This window comes from Streptomyces sp. NPDC111516 (assembly GCF_055635345.1).
This window is the reverse complement of record NZ_JBVKBV010000003.1, coordinates 54887-72248: the sequence shown is the minus strand read 5'-3', so window position 1 is coordinate 72248 and position 17362 is coordinate 54887. Positions and strand designations below refer to the sequence as shown.

The following is a 17362-nucleotide window of genomic DNA, read 5'->3' as shown; positions in this document are numbered from 1 at the left end:
CGGTCGCCGGACGGGGGCAGCTCACCCCCGTCCGGCGACCGAAGACCCGGCGCGACGCCCCCTCGCACCCGCACCACACGCCTCGTAACACCTCGTAGGGAGAGCCGCACGTATGGAACCCGACACCACAACCGCACCGGCCGCCGGCGGCCCCGTGGACGCGGGGACGTACGACGTGCTGCGGCGCCGGCTGAACGACCGGGCGGCCGAACTCGCGAGCCGCGCCGAGGAGCTCAACGCGCGGCGCACCGAGGAGTTCGGCTCGACCGAGCTCCGGCTGACCGGCACCGAGCAGATCCGTACCGAGCAGGCATCCGTACCCCGTGACCTGGTGGCCGTCGGCGGCCGGCTGCTGTTCGGGTTCGAACGGGGCCCGGGGGCGGCGGATCCGGCCAGGGTGGGCGACGTGCTCGCCCTGTACGGACCCGAGCTGGAGGAGGTACCTGCGGGCGAGGGCGGCCTGCTCGACGACGACGCCTTCGTACGCGAATTCACCGCCCTGCACCGCTACTACCGCGACGCCCGCCTGCTGCGGCTGCGCCGGGTGGACGGCAGACTGCTCGCCGTCTTCCGTACCGGGGAGAGCGCCGACGGCATCCGGGTGCTGCGCTGGGCGCTCGGCCCGGACGGGTCGCCCGGCGCGTTCCTCGACGCGCGCGGCGACCGCGACCACGTCTTCCCGCCGTCGCACGACTTCAGCTGGACGGTCGCGGGCCGCGAGTCCCACGTCCTCGGCCGGCACCCGCACATCGCGGTGGGCGGCGACGGCGACGGCACGGGCGCCGTCCTCTTCGTCGACACGCTGGGCGGCAGCCTCACCGTCAAGACGGTCAACGACACCGAAACCCCCGACGGGATCTACCAGGAGCCGGTCGCCGAACCCCTCCAGTCCCTCGCCGACGCGGACGTCGAGCATGCCGTGATCGGCCCGCTGGTCCTGCTCCGCGTCCGCCCGTACAACGAGGAGTCCTGGCGGTACCTGGTCTTCAACTCGCTGCTCGGCACGGTCCTGCGCCTGGACCTCATCGGGCCCGCCTGCCACCGGCTCCCGGAGGACCAGGGGATCATCTTCCCCGGCGGCTACTACCTCACCACCGGCACCGCCAAGACCTTCGACATCGCCGAACCGCTCACCGACCCGGTCTTCGAGGGCGCGGTCCGCTCCCCGAACGGCGAGGACGTCCTCTACGTCTTCCGCTCCCCCGACGACGGCCGCAGCCTGCTCCTGCCCTACAACCTGATCCGGCAGGAGGTCGCCACTCCCCTCCAGGGCCGAGGCCACGCCCTGCTGGACACCGGCACGCTCGTCCTCCTGCGTGCCGCCGCCACGGGCGACGAACCGGCCCGGGTCCACCCGTTGCAGCGTTGGCAGACCCCGTACGTCTCCGACACCTACGCCGCCTCCCGCCCCGCCGGGAACGGCCCCCTCGCCCGGGTCGGCAACGCCGACCTGGTGCGCGGCATCTCCGACTGCCTCGCGCTCGCGCACAGCGCCGCCGAGACGACCCCGACCGCCGCCGTGTACGCGCGGCTGGTCGCGGACTGCACCCGCGCCTGCGACCGCTACCACTGGCTGACCGATCCCGAACTCGGAGCACTCGCCGACCCGTTGGCGGAGCTGCGGGACACCGCGCAGCAGGTCCTCGGCGAGTTCGAGACGGTGCGGGAGCTGACCCGGCAGGCCGCCGACGCACTCACCGAGACGGCCGACCGGCTCACCGCGCTCGTCCGTCGTATCCGGGGCGAGGCCCCGCGCTCGGCCGCCGCCTGGGTCGCGCAGCTCACCGAACTGCGGCGCGCGCACGGCCATCTGGCGACGCTGGCCGAGATGCGGTACGCGGACACCGAGCGGATCGCCGAACTCACCGCCGCCACGGCCGAGGACATCGAAACGGCGGGCCGGCGCGCCGTCGCGTTCCTCGGTCGCGAAGACGCGTTCGCCGACTACCACGAGGACATCGCCCGCCTCACCGCCGAGGCGGGCGCGCTCACCGGCGTCGTGGACGCGACGGCGCTCGGCGACCGGCTGACGGAGATGACGGAGGGCCTGAGCACCGTCACCGATGTCGTCGCCGGGCTCGACATCGGTGACGCGACGGTCCGCACGTCGATCCTGGAGCGGATCGCCGAGGTGCTCGGCGGGGTCAACCGGGCCCGCGCCACGCTCGACGCGCGCCGCCGCGAGCTCCTGGACCACGAGGGCCGCGCCGAGTTCGCGGCCGAGTTCGCGCTGCTCGGGCAGGCCGTCACCGGAGCGCTGGCCGCGGCGGACACCCCGGACGCCTGTGACGAGCAACTCGCGAGGCTGTTGCTCCAGTTGGAGAACCTGGAGTCGCGGTTCGCGGAGTTCGACGACTTCCTCGCCGAGCTGTCCGAGCGGCGCACGGAGGTGTACGAGGCGTTCTCGGCCCGCAAGCAGACCTTGCAGGACGCCCGCGCCCGGCGGGCGGAGCGGCTGGCGGATTCGGCGGCCCGGGTCCTGGAGACGGTCTCCCGGCGGCTGGCCGCCCTGCCCGACCTGGACGCCGTCCACACGTACTTCGCCTCCGACCCGATGGTCGCCAAGGTCCGCCGCACCGCCGAGGAGCTGCGCGAACTCGGTGACCCGGTGCGCGCCGAGGAGCTGGACGGGCAGCTGCTGGCCGCCCGCCAGGAGGCCGGGCGCTCACTGCGCGACCGCAGTGAGCTGTACGCGGACGGCGGTGCGACGATCCGTCTCGGCCGGCACCGGTTCGCCGTGAACACCCAGCCCTTCGACCTGACGCTCGTCCCGCACGGGGACCGGCTGGCGTTCGCCCTCACCGGCACGGACTACCGGGCGCCGGTCACCGACCCGGAGTTCGAGGCGACCCGCCCGTACTGGGACCGGACGCTGCCCTCCGAGTCCCCGCACGTATACCGCTCCGAGTACCTGGCCGCCCGGCTCCTGGACGAGCACGGCGCCGACCCGCTCGCCGCCCTGGACGCCGACGAACTGGCCGCACTGGTACGGGAGGCGGCGGCATCCGCGTACGACGAGGGCTACCAGCGCGGCGTCCACGACGAGGACGCCGAGGCGATCCTCACCACCCTGCTCGATCTGCACGCCGGGGCCGGACTGCTGCGCTGCACGCCCGCCGTACGAGCGGCGGCACAGCTCTTCTGGGCGTACGGGACGGACGAGGCCCGGCGCACCTCCTGGACCCGGCGGGCCCTCTCGCTGGCCCGCGCCCGCGAGACGTTCGGCCTCGCCCCGGCCATCGCGGCCCTTCAGGAGGAGTGGGCGGACATCATCCGGGCCGACGGCTCCTGGGGCGGGGACCCCCGGCCCGACGATTCGCCGGCCGACGGCTCCCGGGCTGTCGCCGCGTACCTCTTCGAGGAGCTGACGAGCGGTCCCGCCGGATTCGTCACGAGCGCCGCCGTCGTGGAGTTCCTGGACAAGTTCCGTCGTGCGACGGGCTCTTCGGCGTACGACGAGGACCTCGCCGCCCTCCGCGACGACCTCCCCGCCCGGCGCCAGCTGGTCGAGGGCTGGCTCGCCTCGTACGCCGCCGCGAGCGGCACGGAGACCGACGCGGGCGATCTGGCGGAGGCCGTCGCCGTGGAGCTCTGCCCGGAGCCGGTGCTCGCGCGGTACGAGTGCGAGGCGCCGCTCACCGCCACCGTGGAGGGCCTGCTCGGCACCCACCCGCGCATCGACCGGGGCCGGCTCGCCGTTCGCCTCGACGAACTCCTAGCCCGTACGGCCGAGTTCCGCACCACCGCCGTTCCCGGCTTCCGCGCCTACCAGCGTCTGCGCACCGCGCTCGTCACCACCGAGCGGGCCCGGCTGCGGCTGGACGACCACCGGCCGCGCGTCATGTCGGCGTTCGTCCGCAACCGGCTCCTGGACGAGGTGTATCTGCCCCTGATCGGCGACAGTCTCGCCAAACAGCTCGGCACCGCCGACGCCGACCGGCGCACCGACTCGCAGGGCCTGCTGCTGCTCGTGTCGCCGCCCGGCTACGGCAAGACGACGCTCATGGAGTACGTCGCCGACCGGCTCGGCCTGGTCCTCGTCAAGATCAGCGGACCGAACCTCGGCCACGACGTGACCTCCCTCGATCCGGCACAGGCGAGCACCGCGACCGCCCGCCAGGAGATCGAGAAGATCAACTTCGCCCTGGAGGCGGGCAACAACACGCTCCTCTACCTCGACGACATCCAGCACACCTCGCCCGAACTGCTCCAGAAGTTCATCCCGCTCTGCGACGCCACCCGCCGGATCGAGGGCGTCCGGGACGGCGAACCCCGCAGCTACGACCTGCGGGGCAAGCGCTTCGCGGTGTGCATGGCGGGCAATCCGTACACCGAGTCCGGGGCGCGGTTCCAGGTCCCCGACATGCTCGCCAACCGGGCCGACGTCTGGAATCTCGGCGAGGTGCTGAGCGGCCGCGAGGACGCCTTCGCGCTGAGCTTCATCGAGAACGCGCTCACCGCCAACCCGGTGCTGGCACCGCTCGCCGGGCGTTCCCGCGACGATCTGGCCCTGTTTGTACGGCTCGCCTCCGGCACGGAGCTCGCAGCGGGCGCGGACCGGCTCGACCATCCGTACGCGCCCGCCGAGGTGGACCGGATCGTCGCGGTCCTGCGCCATCTGCTGAGGGCCCGGGACACGGTGCTTGCCGTGAACGCCGCGTACATCGCCTCCGCCGCGCAGACGGATGCGACGCGCACCGAGCCGCCGTTCCGGCTCCAGGGTTCGTACCGCAACATGAACAAGATCGCCGAGCGGATCGTGCCGGTGATGAACGAGGCGGAGCTGTCCGACGTCATCGACGACCACTACGCGGGCGAGGCCCAGACGCTGACCACCGGCGCGGAGTCCAACCTGCTGAAACTCGCCTCGCTGCGCGGCCGTCTCACCGCCGAACAGTCCGCGCGGTGGTCCGCGATCACCGCCTCCTACGTCCGTACGCAGACGCTCGGCGGCCCGGACGGCGACCCCGTGACGCGAGCGGTCGCGGCGCTGGGGCTGCTCGCGGACCGGATCGCGGCGGTCGAGTCGGCGATCGTCCGGGTCGCGGACCCGCGCCATCTGCTCAGCAACCCGCAGGCCCGGCACGCGGCGCGGCCGCTCGATGCCGCCGAGGGAGATCACTGACCGGTGGTCTAAGACGGAGAGGGGCAAGGCATGCTGGGGCCCGTGCCTCCACTTCCCCAACAGTCCCATCAGCCCCAACGCTCCCCGTTCGGCGGACACATGGTCGTCTGCGGCGACGACGCACTGGCCCAGCGGCTGGCCGGAGAGCTGCGTTATGTGTACGGAGAACGGGTCACCCTCGTCCTGCCGCCCGGACGCGACGCGAACCGGGCGGAACTGCCGCTGACCGGGCGGGGCCGGGCGGCGGCACTGTTCGGCCGGATGTCGCAGGCGATGAACCGCAACGGCGGGAACGGATCGCCGGCCGCTCCCGGGAGCGGCGACACCAACGCCGGAGTGGAAGCGGTGCGCATCCTGGAGGCGGCGGAGCCGTCCGACGAGGCGTTCGAGGAGGCGGGCGTCGCATCGGCCGCCGCGCTGGCCCTGGTCTACGACGACGACGAGCGCAACATCCGCGCCGCACTGGCCGCCCGCCGCCTCAACCCTCGTCTCCGGCTGGTCATCCGGCTCTACAACCGCAAGCTGGGCCAGTATCTGGAAACCCTCCTCGACCAGGCCGCGGCCGTCGCCGCACCCGGTCTCGACCGGGCCGCGCTGGACACCTCGACCACCGTCCTCTCCGATGCCGACACCGCCGCGCCCGCCCTCGCCGCGACCGCGCTCACCGGCTCCAGCAAGGTCATCCAGGCGGAGGGCCTGCTGCTGCGCGCCGCCGAACGCACCCCGCCCCAGGACGGCCGGACCGCCGACCCCGGCCTCTGCACCCTCGCGCTGCTCTCCTCCACCACCCACGACCCGGCGGGCACGGAAGGCTCCGACAGCAGCGGCGACGAAGGGCCCCAACTCCTGCCCGACGAACGGCAGGTGGTTGCCGCGGCGGGTCGTGGCACGATCGTCCTGGAAGCGGTCAGCCAGGCGGGCCCGGCCGGTCCGCCACCCCGGATGGGCGGCAGGGGCGCACCGCTCAGCCAGGTCTTCTCGCGGCGGCTGCGCTGGTCGGCGCTGGGGGTCGGGCTGGCCGTGCTGGGCCTCGCCGTCGCGTCCACGCTCACCACCGGCGACGACCCGTTGCACGCCGCGTATCTGACGCTGCTGGACCTGTTCGCGATGGGCGACCCGGCTATCGGCGACCCGACGGCCCGCCAGATCATCCAACTCCTTTCCGGCGTCGCCGGGTTGCTGCTGCTCCCGCTGCTCGTGGCGGGCGTGCTGGAAGCCTTCGGCTCGCTCCGTACGGCGTCCTCCCTGCGCCGACCGCCGCGCGGTCTTTCCGGCCATGTGGTGCTGCTCGGCCTCGGCAAGATCGGCACGCGGGTCCTCGTCCGGCTGCGTGAGCTCGGCATCCCCGTGGTGTGCGTGGAGGACGATCCGGACGCGCGCGGCATCCCCGTGGCCCGGCGGCTGCACGTGCCGGTGGTCCTCGGCGACGTCACGCAGGAGGGCGTCCTGGAGGCCGCGAAGATCCAGCGCGCCCGCGCACTCCTCGCCCTGACCAGCGCCGACACCACCAACCTGGAGGCCGCGCTGTACGCCCGCTCGGTCAAGCCGGATCTGCGCGTCACCCTGCGCCTGTTCGACGACGAGTTCGCCACCGCCGTCTACCGCACCCTGCGCACCGCCCACCCGCAGGCCCTGACCCGCTCCCGTTCCGTCTCCCACCTGGCCGCCCCGTCCTTCGCCGTCGCCATGATGGGCCGGCAGATCCTGGGCGCGATCCCGGTCGAGCGGAAGGTGATGCTGTTCGCGGCGGTCGAGGTCGCGGGGCATCCGCAGCTGGAGGGCCGCACGGTGGAGCAGGCGTTCCGGGCCGGCTTCTGGCGGGTCCTCGCGCTGGACGCCACCCCGCCCGGCGACCGCCGCCCGGACCTGACCACGGCCGCCCCCACCGCCCCGGACCGCCCCTCGGGCCTGGTCTGGGACCTGCACCCCGGGTACGTACTGCGCGCCGAGGACCGCGTGGTGATCGCGGCGACCCGCCGGGGCCTGGCCGAACTGCTGCGCCGACGGCGCCCGGTGGTCCCGAGGCCGTAGGCCGTGTCCGGCGCGGGCCGGTGGGCGCCGAAATCCGGATGCCCGGCACGCGCCCCGGTCCCTACCCTGCCCCCATGGACACCGACTCCGCCGACCTCCTCAACGTCATCGACATCGAGGCGACGTGCTGGGACGGGCAGCCGCCGCCCGGTTCGGTGAGCGAGATCATCGAGATCGGGCTGACCGTCGTCGACCTGCACGCGGCCGATGGGGTCTCCCCTGCTCGAAAGGAGTCGAGAGTTCGGGGAAGGCTCGCCCGCCACCGGATTCTGATCCGGCCCGCCCGGTCCACGGTCAGCGCCTTCTGCACCGAGCTGACCGGCCTCACCCAGGCCGAGGTGAACACGGGCGTGTCCTTCGCGGAGGCCTGCCGCCTGCTGGCGTCCGAGCACGAGTCGGGCACCCGCCCCTGGGCCAGCTGGGGCGACTACGACCGCAACCAGTTCACCCGCCAGTGCTGGGCCACCGGAACCCGCTATCCGTTCGGCCACCGCCACACCAACGCCAAGCTCCCCTTCACCTCCGCCTACGGACTGCGCAAGCGCCCCGGCATGGCCCAGGCCCTGAAGGTGGCGGGCCTCCCCCTGGAGGGCCGCCACCACAGCGGCGCGGACGACGCCTGGAACATCGCGGCGCTGATCCTGGAGGTGGCGGCCCGGGGCGCCTGGCCCGGTCCGGACGAGAGGCCCTGTTACCTGACGAAGCGCTACCGGAGTCCGCCCCCCATCACCCCCCGCACCTCGTCCAGTGTCGCCTCGGCGGTCTCGTTGGCGCGCTCGTTGCCGGCCCGGAGCACCGACCGTACGTATGCCATGTCCTGCGCGTACTCCGCCCGCCGGGCCCGGATCGGCGCCATCCGGCAGTTGACGGCATCGGTGACCGTCCGCTTGAGCGCGGCCGCACCCCCGCCGCCGATCTCCTCGGCCACGGCGTACGGGTCACGGTCCAGACAGAGCGCGGCGAGCAGTACCAGCCCCGACACCTCGGGCCGGGTCTCGGGGTCGTACGTGATGTGCCGGTCCGCGTCCGTCTTCGCCCCGCGGATCAGCCGCGCCGTCTCGTCGGCAGTGGCGCCGAGCGCGATGGAGTTTCCACGGCTCTTGCTCATCTTGGTGCCGTCGGTACCGAGCAGGAGCGGCGCGGCGGAGAGCAGCGCATCCGGCTCCGGAAAGACCGCCCCGTACCGCTCGTTGAAGCGGCGGGCGACGGTCCGCGTCACTTCGAGGTGCGGCAGCTGGTCCTGCCCGACGGGGACGAGGTTGCCCTTGCAGAACAGGATGTCCGCGGCCTGGTGCACGGGATACGTGAACATCAGCCCGCTGACGGCGGACTGCCGGGAGTGCGCGATCTCGTCCTTGACGGTGGGGTTGCGGTTCAGTTCGGCGACGGAGACGAGGCTGAGGAAGGGCAGCATCAGCTGGTTGAGTGCGGGCACGGCACTGTGATTGAAGACCGTCGTGCGTGCCGGGTCGATCCCGATGGCCAGGTAGTCCAGCAGCATCCCTTCCATGTGCTCGGAGAGCCGGTCGGCGACGTCCCGGTCGGTGAGCACCTGGTAGTCCGCGACGATCACGAAGACGTCCACACCGAGGTCCTGGAGCCGGACCCGGTTGTGGAGGGTGCCGAAGTAGTGCCCGAGGTGGAGCGACCCGGTGGGCCGGTCCCCGGTCATCACCCGGAACCGCCCGGGTTCCTGCTGAATCAGCCGCTCCAGCTCGGCACTGCGGCGCTGGGCGGGTGCGGCGGCGATGGGTGCGACGGTGTCGGTGGCTGTGTTCATGGGGGCTCTCTCCTCGCGGGTGCTGGTTGCGTGGAGGACGGCCCGCCGGGATCGGCATGCGTACCCGTACGAGGGCAGAGAAAAAGGGCCGTCCGTTTCGAACGGCCCTGGTTCCGTGCAGATGGAGGTGGCCGCTCCTAGGAGGAGCGCCACCAGTTTCGGCACGGTACGGAGGTCATGGGGCGATGATAACGCGCCCCGGCGATACGGTCACGCCCCATTCCCGGCGTCCACCTGCGGGCACACCAGCTCCGCCCACACCACCTTCCCGGGCCCGCACCGCGCCCCGTACCCCCATCAGTCGGTGGGGCGGGGCCGGGCGGGGTGGAACCTCCGGAGCCGCTGGTCCAGCGGTACCACGGGCACCACAGGAACCACACACGCTTTCTTCACGTCTAAGACGACATCCAAGGCCACAGCGCCGCCGACTCCGTCGACTCAGTCAGCAGTAGGCAAGCCGTGAGAGGCCCCGGCACACGATGAGCAGTTCTACGAACACGTCGACGCACCACACGTCGACGGTCGGCGCGCCGAGCCGGCGCAACACCGAGCTCGCACTGCTGTTATTCGCCGTCGTCGTCCCAGTGTTCGCCTACGCCAACGTGGGCCTGGCCATCAACAACCGGTTGCCGTCCGGCCTGCTGAGCTACGGCCTGGGCCTGGGTCTGCTGGCCGGCGTCGCCCATCTCGTCGTACGGAAGTGCGCGCCGTACGCGGACCCACTGCTGCTGCCGCTGGCCACGCTGCTGAATGGGCTCGGCCTGGTCGTCATCTGGCGGCTGGACCAGTCCGAGCTGCTGCAGTCGATCAAGCAGGCGGGAACAGCCGCGCCACGGCAGCTGATGTACACGGCGATTGGCATCGCGCTGTTCATCCTGGTGCTGATCTTCCTCAAAGACCACCGCGTCCTGCAGCGCTACACCTACATATCCATGGTGGGCGCGCTGTTCCTGCTACTGCTTCCGCTGGTCCCGGGCCTGGGCGCCGACATATACGGCGCCAAGATCTGGATCCACGTCGGCAGCTTCAGCATTCAGCCCGGTGAGTTCGCGAAGATTGCGCTCGCGGTCTTCTTCGCCGGCTATCTGATGGTCAAGCGCGACGCGCTGGCCCTGGCCAGCCGCCGCTTCATGGGCCTGCACCTGCCGCGCGGCCGCGACCTCGGCCCGATCCTGGTCATCTGGTTCCTCTCGATCCTGATCCTGGTCTTCGAGACCGACCTCGGCACGTCGCTGCTGTTCTTCGGAATGTTCGTCATCATGCTGTACGCCGCCACGGAGCGGACCAGCTGGATCGTCTTCGGGCTGCTGATGTCCGCGGCCGGCGCCGTCGGCGTCTCCTCCTTCGAGCCGCACGTCCAGCAACGTGTCCAGGCCTGGCTCGACCCCATGCGCGAGTACATGCTCAGCCGCCAGAACGTGGTCGGTCACTCCGAGCAGTCGATGCAGGCGCTGTGGGCGTTCGGCTCCGGCGGCACCCTCGGCACCGGCCTCGGCCAGGGCCGCTCCGACCTCATCCGGTTCGCCTCCAACTCCGACTTCATCCTCGCCACCTTCGGCGAGGAACTGGGCCTGACGGGCATCATGGCGATCCTGCTGATCTACGGCCTGATCGTGGAGCGCGGCGTACGCACCGCCCTCGCGGCCCGCGACCCGTTCGGCAAGCTGCTCGCCATCGGCCTGTCGGGCGCTTTCGCGCTGCAGGTCTTCGTCGTCGCCGGCGGTGTGATGGGCCTGATCCCGCTGACCGGTATGACGATGCCGTTCCTGGCGTACGGCGGTTCCTCCGTCATCGCCAACTGGGCCCTCGTCGGCATCCTGATCCGCATCAGCGACACCGCACGCCGCCCCGCGCCCGCGCCCGCCCCCAACCCCGACGCCGAGATGACCCAGGTGGTGCGCCCGTGAACAAGCCCCTGCGCCGGATCGCGATGGCTGCGCCGGGACGCCGGTTCGTGCGATGGCGCTGAATGGTGCCGCTACATGGCGTACGGGTTGCGGATGGTGTGGTGTCGCCGGGCGGTGGCCAGCACCCGCTCCGGGAACCGCGGCCCTGCGATGTAATGGCGGCCCTTCGTCCGGCCCACGGCCGTGAGCAGCTGGGCCTTGGTCAGTGCCTGGAGATCGCGGGTCGCCTGCTGGGTGTTGATCGCTTCGGCCTTCTCGTAGCGGGAGCGGCGCACCCGTCCGGCCATCGCCACCTCGTGAAGGGCCGTCACCTGCCGCTCGGTGATCCCGTACGCGTCGGCCTCTTCCGTGAGCTGCGTCCAGCAGTCGTTGGACCGGTCGACGCGGAATTGCACCCGCTGGGTCTGCTGGTGGTGGGCGAGTAGGTTGAACTTGATCCAGGGCAGCGTGTCCCGCTCCGGCGACCAGACGGGGCCTCCGACCTCACGCAGCACCTTGTAGTAGTCCCAGGTGTTGCCCGGCATGCCCAGCCATTCCTCGATCGAGGAGAACTCGGGGGCAAGGACTCCACCCCGGGCGATCAGAAGCGTCTGCAGCGAACGTGACATGCGGCCGTTGCCGTCGGACCAGGGATGGATCTTCACCAGGTTCAGGTGAGCCATCGCGGCACGGATCAGGACATGGCTGTCGAGGTCGCCGTCGTTGAGCCAGTCCACGAGCTCACCCATGAGGCCGGGGAGCAGGTCGCTGTCCGGTCCTTCGTAGTCGGTGGCGAGTTCGTCACCGGGGGCGGTGATGCGGATGGCGGTCCTGCGCCACTGGCCGGCGACCTTGCGCGGGTGGTGATGCCCCTGGAGCATCCAGTGGAGGCCGTTGAGGAGTTCCTTGCTGTACCGGAAGTCGGTGACGTCATGGAGCGACTGGATGTATGTCATGGCCTGCTGATAGGCCAGCGTCTCCGCCTTGTTCTCGTCGCTGGTCTCGACCTCGCGCTCACCGTCCATGAGGTCGGCGACGTCTGCGGCAGCGACCCGGTAACCCTCGATGGTGTTCGACGCCGCGATGGCACTGGCCGTCAGCGCCTTGCGCAGATCGAGTGTCCATTTCATTGGGGCCTGTTGCACCGCACACCGAAGCCGGTCGCGCATCGCATCGACCTGTTCCAGGACCCGAAGGTCGAGCGAGTCCAGGCGGGGCGCCCCATACAGCATGATGCAATGATACCAGGCTTCTATCATTCAGTGGGGAGCATCACCTCTGCGTACCGCGCCCCCGGGGTTCCCGCCGCCCACTCGACGCCCGCTCACTTCTTGGCGTGCTCGCCCACGTAGAAGAGGATCCAGATGAAGCCCGCGAAGAGGTGCGTGGCAAAGACGTAGACGAAGACGCGCAGGGCGACGCCGCGCTCCTTCCAGCGCTCGCTCTCGCTCACAGCCGCTGCCTCCGTCCGGCGAAGGCCACGCCCGGCCTCCGCATCCGGTCCAGGGTACGCACCGCACCCGGTTCTCCCCGGCGGAATAGGTCAGGGGGGTGTTCCGTTGTAGGGTCTGTCCATATAGTTCAAGGTTCAACAACCACAGTTCTGGAGGCGGCGCCATGGAGTTCGGGATCTTCACCGTCGGAGACGTGACCACCGACCCGACGACCGGCAGGGCGCCGAGCGAGCACGAGCGGATCAAGGCCACCATCGCGCTCGCCCAGAAGGCGGAGGAGGTCGGCCTGGACGTCTTCGCGACCGGCGAGCACCACAACCCGCCGTTCGTCCCGTCCTCGCCGACGACCACGCTCGGCTACATCGCGGCCCGTACCGAGAACCTGATCCTGTCGACGTCCACCACGCTCATCACCACCAACGACCCGGTGAAGATCGCCGAGGACTACGCGACGCTCCAGCACCTCGCGGACGGCCGCGTCGACCTGATGATGGGGCGCGGCAACACCGGCCCGGTCTACCCGTGGTTCGGCAAGGACATCCGCCAGGGCATCCCGCTCGCCATCGAGAACTACGCCCTGCTGCACAGGCTGTGGCGCGAGGACGTCGTGGACTGGGAGGGCAAGTTCCGTACGCCGCTCCAGTCCTTCACCGCGACCCCCCGCCCCCTGGACGGCGTCCCGCCGTTCGTCTGGCACGGCTCGATCCGCTCGCCGGAGATCGCCGAGCAGGCCGCGTACTACGGCGACGGTTTCTTCCACAACAACATCTTCTGGCCCATCGAGCACACCAAGAAGATGGTCGACCTCTACCGGCAGCGGTACGCGCACTACGGGCACGGCACCGCCGAGCAGGCCATCGTCGGCCTCGGTGGCCAGGTGTTCATGCGGAAGAACTCGCAGGACGCCGTACGGGAGTTCCGCCCGTACTTCGACAACGCGCCGGTCTACGGGCACGGACCCTCCCTGGAGGACTTCTCCCGGCAGACCCCGCTGACCGTCGGCTCCCCGCAGGAGGTCATCGAGCGGACCCTGTCGTTCCGGGATGCCGTCGGCGACTACCAGCGCCAGCTGTTCCTGATGGACCACGCGGGACTGCCGCTGAAGACGGTCCTGGAGCAGCTCGACATCCTCGGCGAGGAGGTCGTCCCGGTGCTGCGCAAGGAGTTCGCCGGCCTGCGGCCGGCCGGAGTCCCGGACTCCGCCCCCGTGCACCCGGCCGTCGCCGCCCGCACGGCCACGAAGGAGGCCTGACCACCGTGTCCACCACGTCCGGCGTGTTCGCCACCGAACCCCTGCGGATCGTCGCCGTATCGGCCGGGCTCAGCAGCCCCTCCTCGACCCGGCTGCTGGCCGAGCGGCTGGCCGGCGCCGCCCGCGAACGCCTGCTGGCCGAACAGGACCGCACCGTCGAGGTCCACGTGATCGAACTGCGCGACCTGGCCGTCGACATCGCCAACAACCTGGTGACCGGATTCCCGCCGAGCGCCCTGGACGAGGCGATCAAGGAGGTGACGGAGGCGGACGGCCTGATCGTCGTCTCGCCCGTCTTCACCGCGTCGTACAGCGGACTGTTCAAGTCGTTCTTCGACCTGATCGACAACACGGCGCTGACCGGCAAGCCCGTCGTCATCGCGGCGACGGGCGGCACCGCCCGCCACTCGCTCGTCCTGGAACACGCGATGCGTCCGCTCTTCGCCTACCTGCGGGCCACCGTCGTACCGACCTCCGTGTACGCGGCGTCGGAGGACTGGGGCTCGTCCGGCGACGAGTACACCGACGGCCTGCCGTCCCGCATCCGGCGCGCGGGCGGCGAACTCGCCGCCATGATCGCGGGCGGCCGGGCGGTCTCCGGGGCGGCGAGGGCGCTCGGGCTCGACGACGAGGTCGTGCCGTTCGAGCAGCAGCTCGCCGATCTGCGGCTCGACTGAGCTCCTCTGAGTGGCCCCGCCCGAGTGGCCCCGCCGCTCGAAACCCTGTCCGGTTTGATTAGAGTTGGAGCGAAAGATGCGTCGTGCGGGGATTTCTCGCACGACGCATCTGCGCACTGAGCCGAACCGAGCTGGAGGCAGAGATGGGCAGGATCGTGGTGGGCGTTGACGGCTCCGAGTCGTCGATCAAGGCACTGCACTGGGCCGTACGCCAGGCGGAACTGACCGGTGACACGGTGGAAGCCGTCAACAGCTGGGAGTACCCCGCGACCAGCTGGGCGTCCATGATGCCGGGCATGCCGGAGGACTTCGACCCGCAGGCCGTGGCGACCGTGGCCCTCACCGAAGCGCTGGAAGAGGCCCTGGGCGCCGACGGCGCGGCCGCGGTCAGCAAGGTCGTGGTGATCGGCAACCCGGCCCAGTCCCTGCTGGAGCGCGCCAAGGGCGCGAACCTGCTGGTCGTCGGGGATCGCGGTTACAGCGGCTTCAAGGCGACGCTGCTCGGCTCGGTCAGCCTCCATGTCACCCAGCACGCACCGTGCCCGGTGACGGTCGTACGCGGCTGAGCACAGGGGACGGCATGAGGACGGGCCCGCGCCGAGCGCGGGCCCGTCCTCATGTACCGATGCGCCCGGAGGGGCGTTCACTCCTGCTCGTGCGTGTAGAAGATGTAGAACGTCGTGATGAACATCCCGAGGCCGACCGCCAGTCCCAGCGCCGAGGACCGCAGCACGCTCGAACCGGTCACCCCGACCAGCAGGCCGATCGCCGCGGCCGTCAGCGCGCCGTACGCCACCGCCCGCACCAGGGGCAGCAGGGTGTGCTGGATCCGGCCCAGTGCGAAGCACACGACTGCGAGCACCACCGCGGTGATCAGGCCGTACCAGAACTGCCGGCCGCCGCTCGCGCCATGGTTGCGGAGGACGAACGACACGTAGAGGCCGTACGCCGCACCCAGCGTGACGGGAACGGCCCAGGCGGCCGTGCTGTGCTGACGTGTACGTGACCGTCTCCGGGGCCGTCCGCGTGTCGGCATCGCTGCATGTGTGGCCATGGCGGAGAACTCCTTCCGTCGCCCCTTCGTCCCTCCAGAGCACACCCGGCCGCAGCACCCGGCAACTCGGATGGCGTACGGCCCGGGGCGCGACGCCTCCGTACGGGATTCCCTGGAGGGATGCGGACGTACATCTCGGCGGGTCTGACGGCGGTGGTGCTGGTGCTGCTCGCCGTGCTCGTCCCGCTGAGCGCGCTCTCCGCCTGGGTGGATCTGGAAATCGACAACACGGACCGTTACGTGGCCGCGGTCGCCCCGCTCGCCTCCGACCCGGACGTGCAAGGCACCGTCAGCGACCTCATCACCGACGCGACGATGCGGCAGATCGACGCCGGTCCGCTCCAGAGCACCGTGCGGGACTTCCTGCACCAGGCGGTCATGTCCTTCACCACCACGGACGCCTTCCGGGCCGCGTGGAACGCCGCCAACCGCACCGCCCACGAGGCCGTCACCGCCGCGCTGAACGGCAGGACCGGTGAGGCCGTGACCATCGACCTGGCACCCCTCACCCAACAGGTCAAACAGAATCTGGAAGGGAATGGGGTGCCGTTCGCCGACCGGATTCCGGTCCAGCACACCGACATCACGCTCATCTCCGCCGACCGTGCCGACCAGTTGCGCCAGAAATTCCGGTGGCTGCGCGCCGCCGGCGTCCGGCCCGCCGTGGGCACGGTCGTGTTCGCCGTCCTGACGGTGCTCGTGGCCTGGTTGCGCGGCGGGCCGGGGCGCGGGCGCTCCGGGCGCGCCGCGCTCTTCGCCACGGCGGTGGCCGGGGCCGGATTCGCGCTGGGGGCGCTCGTGCTGCGCGCGGTGATCGCGATCGCACGCGACCGGGTGCTCGCCGAGGTGCCGGAGAGCGAGACGGGCGGTGCGGCGGCTGTGTACGACGCGCTCACGAGTTCCCTGCGCACGACGGTGTGGATCGTGTTCGGGACGGGGCTGGCGGTGGCGGTGTGCGCGGTGCTCGGGAGGTGGTGGGCGGCCCGGCGACGGACGGTTCCGTAGCGGGCCGGGTTCGACGTGCGGCGGCGGGCGGGCCGGGGAAGAGTGGTTCTCGTGACTGCCGGATCGGGGGCGACTGAGAGGTCTTCCGTATGCGAGCGATAGCCGTCAGCGCGTTCGGGGCAGACCCCGCACTGGTAGAGCTGCCCAAGCCCGAGCCGGAAACCGGCGAGGTACGGGTCAGGATCGAGTACGCCGCACTCAACCCAAGAGACTGGCAGGCCGCCCGGGGCTCCCCGGACGCCGGGCCCGCCCCGCGCGTGTTCCCGCTGGTCGTCGGCGTGGACTTCGCGGGCCGGGTGGACATGATCGGCCGCGGTGCGAACCGCTTCCGGGTCGGCGACCAGGTCTTCGGCCGGCTCGGCGACGCCCACGACTTCGGCCGGGCCGGAGGGCCGAGGGCCCGCGCCGGTACCTACTGCGACTACGTGTCCGTGTCGCAGGACTCCGCCATCACCCTCGTCCCGGCCGGCCTCCCCCTCCGTACCGCGGCCGCACTGCCGTCCACCGGGATGACGGCCGCCCAGATCCTGGAGATCGCGGTGTTCCGCGGCCACGAGAGCCTGTTGGTCATCGGTGCGGCGGGCGGCGTCGGCAGCTGTCTGACCCAGCTCGCCTCGGCGCGCGACGTACGCGTGATCGCGGCCGTGCGCGGCGACGAACACCAGCGGATGGCGGCCCTGGGAGCCACGGTCACGATCGACACCACGGAACGCCCCCTCGAAACGGCGGTACGGGAAAGCTGCCCGGACGGCATCGACGCACTGGTCGACCTGGTCTCCACCACCTCCGACGCCTTCGCCGCCCGTGCCGCGCCGGTACGCACCGGCGGGATCGCCCTCACCACGCGGGGCGTCGCCGCCGGGGCCGGGCTCCCCGCGGACGTGACCGGCATCGACTTCCGGCTCGAACCCAGCTGGGTCCTGCTCGACGTCCTGGCCGCGGGCGCCGCCGAAGGCGTACTGCGCGTGCCGATCGACGTCGAACTCCCGCTGGAGAAGGCCCCGCAGGCCCTCGACCGGAACCGCACGGGCGGCGCACGCGGCAAGACCGTCATCGCACTCTGAGGTCAACCCGACAGGCTCTGAGCCCGGACCACGC

The 17362-nt window shown here is 71.4% G+C and carries 12 protein-coding genes and 1 pseudogene; 9 read left to right on the top strand and 4 right to left on the bottom strand.

Annotation, left to right across the window (positions count from 1 at the left end; genetic code table 11):
- The first annotated feature begins 112 nt into the window (after positions 1-112).
- The 3 genes and pseudogenes from ACZ7L9_RS08300 to ACZ7L9_RS08290 form a co-directional block, all read left to right on the top strand.
- A complete protein-coding gene (locus tag ACZ7L9_RS08300; RefSeq protein WP_471413615.1) occupies positions 113-5125 on the top strand; it encodes a DNA repair ATPase in 5013 nt (1670 codons plus the stop codon).
- Between the two features lie 30 nt (positions 5126-5155).
- The gene (locus tag ACZ7L9_RS08295; protein WP_471413613.1) at positions 5156-7156 is read left to right on the top strand and encodes a potassium channel family protein; all 2001 of its coding nucleotides are present in this window, start codon (positions 5156-5158) and stop codon (positions 7154-7156) included.
- 74 nt (positions 7157-7230) lie between these two features.
- A pseudogene (locus ACZ7L9_RS08290) lies at positions 7231-7824 on the top strand (3'-5' exonuclease); the annotation flags it as partial.
- Positions 7825-7862: 38 nt separating this feature from the next.
- On the opposite strand, the gene trpS reads toward ACZ7L9_RS08290, so the two are convergent.
- The gene (gene trpS, locus ACZ7L9_RS08285) at positions 7863-8936 is read right to left on the bottom strand and encodes a tryptophan--tRNA ligase (RefSeq protein ID WP_471413612.1); all 1074 of its coding nucleotides are present in this window, start codon (positions 8934-8936) and stop codon (positions 7863-7865) included.
- A gap of 479 nt (positions 8937-9415) precedes the next feature.
- Between trpS and ACZ7L9_RS08280 the strand changes: the two genes are divergently transcribed.
- Positions 9416-10843 (top strand): FtsW/RodA/SpoVE family cell cycle protein, encoded by a 1428-nt coding sequence (locus tag ACZ7L9_RS08280; RefSeq protein ID WP_471413610.1) that lies wholly within the window; start codon positions 9416-9418, stop codon positions 10841-10843.
- 71 nt (positions 10844-10914) lie between these two features.
- Here the strand turns inward: ACZ7L9_RS08280 and ACZ7L9_RS08275 are convergent, their stop codons facing one another.
- Positions 10915-12054 carry a Fic family protein gene (locus ACZ7L9_RS08275; RefSeq protein WP_471413608.1) on the bottom strand — a complete coding sequence of 380 codons (1140 nt, stop codon included), beginning with the start codon at positions 12052-12054 and terminating at the stop codon, positions 10915-10917.
- Between the two features lie 92 nt (positions 12055-12146).
- On the bottom strand, positions 12147-12275 hold the full coding sequence (locus tag ACZ7L9_RS08270; RefSeq protein ID WP_362192816.1) for a DUF6126 family protein: 129 nt from the start codon (positions 12273-12275) through the stop codon (positions 12147-12149).
- A 164-nt stretch (positions 12276-12439) separates the two neighbouring features.
- Between ACZ7L9_RS08270 and ACZ7L9_RS08265 the strand changes: the two genes are divergently transcribed.
- The 3 genes from ACZ7L9_RS08265 (at position 12440) to ACZ7L9_RS08255 (ending at position 14771) form a co-directional block, all read left to right on the top strand.
- Positions 12440-13528: an LLM class flavin-dependent oxidoreductase gene (locus ACZ7L9_RS08265; RefSeq protein WP_471413606.1), complete on the top strand. Its 1089-nt coding sequence runs from the start codon at positions 12440-12442 to the stop codon at positions 13526-13528.
- A gap of 23 nt (positions 13529-13551) precedes the next feature.
- A complete protein-coding gene (locus ACZ7L9_RS08260) occupies positions 13552-14205 on the top strand; it encodes an FMN reductase (protein WP_471414110.1) in 654 nt (217 codons plus the stop codon).
- A gap of 143 nt (positions 14206-14348) precedes the next feature.
- A complete protein-coding gene (locus tag ACZ7L9_RS08255) occupies positions 14349-14771 on the top strand; it encodes a universal stress protein (RefSeq protein WP_471413605.1) in 423 nt (140 codons plus the stop codon).
- Between the two features lie 77 nt (positions 14772-14848).
- Here ACZ7L9_RS08255 and ACZ7L9_RS08250 read toward each other — a convergent pair whose 3' ends face one another.
- Positions 14849-15259 carry a hypothetical protein gene (locus ACZ7L9_RS08250; RefSeq protein WP_471413603.1) on the bottom strand — a complete coding sequence of 137 codons (411 nt, stop codon included), beginning with the start codon at positions 15257-15259 and terminating at the stop codon, positions 14849-14851.
- Positions 15260-15379: 120 nt separating this feature from the next.
- On the opposite strand from ACZ7L9_RS08250, the gene ACZ7L9_RS08245 reads away from it, so the two are divergent.
- Positions 15380-16264 (top strand): hypothetical protein, encoded by an 885-nt coding sequence (locus ACZ7L9_RS08245; RefSeq protein WP_471413601.1) that lies wholly within the window; start codon positions 15380-15382, stop codon positions 16262-16264.
- A gap of 89 nt (positions 16265-16353) precedes the next feature.
- On the top strand, positions 16354-17328 hold the full coding sequence (locus ACZ7L9_RS08240) for an NADP-dependent oxidoreductase (protein ID WP_471413600.1): 975 nt from the start codon (positions 16354-16356) through the stop codon (positions 17326-17328).
- Positions 17329-17362: the final 34 nt, after the last annotated feature.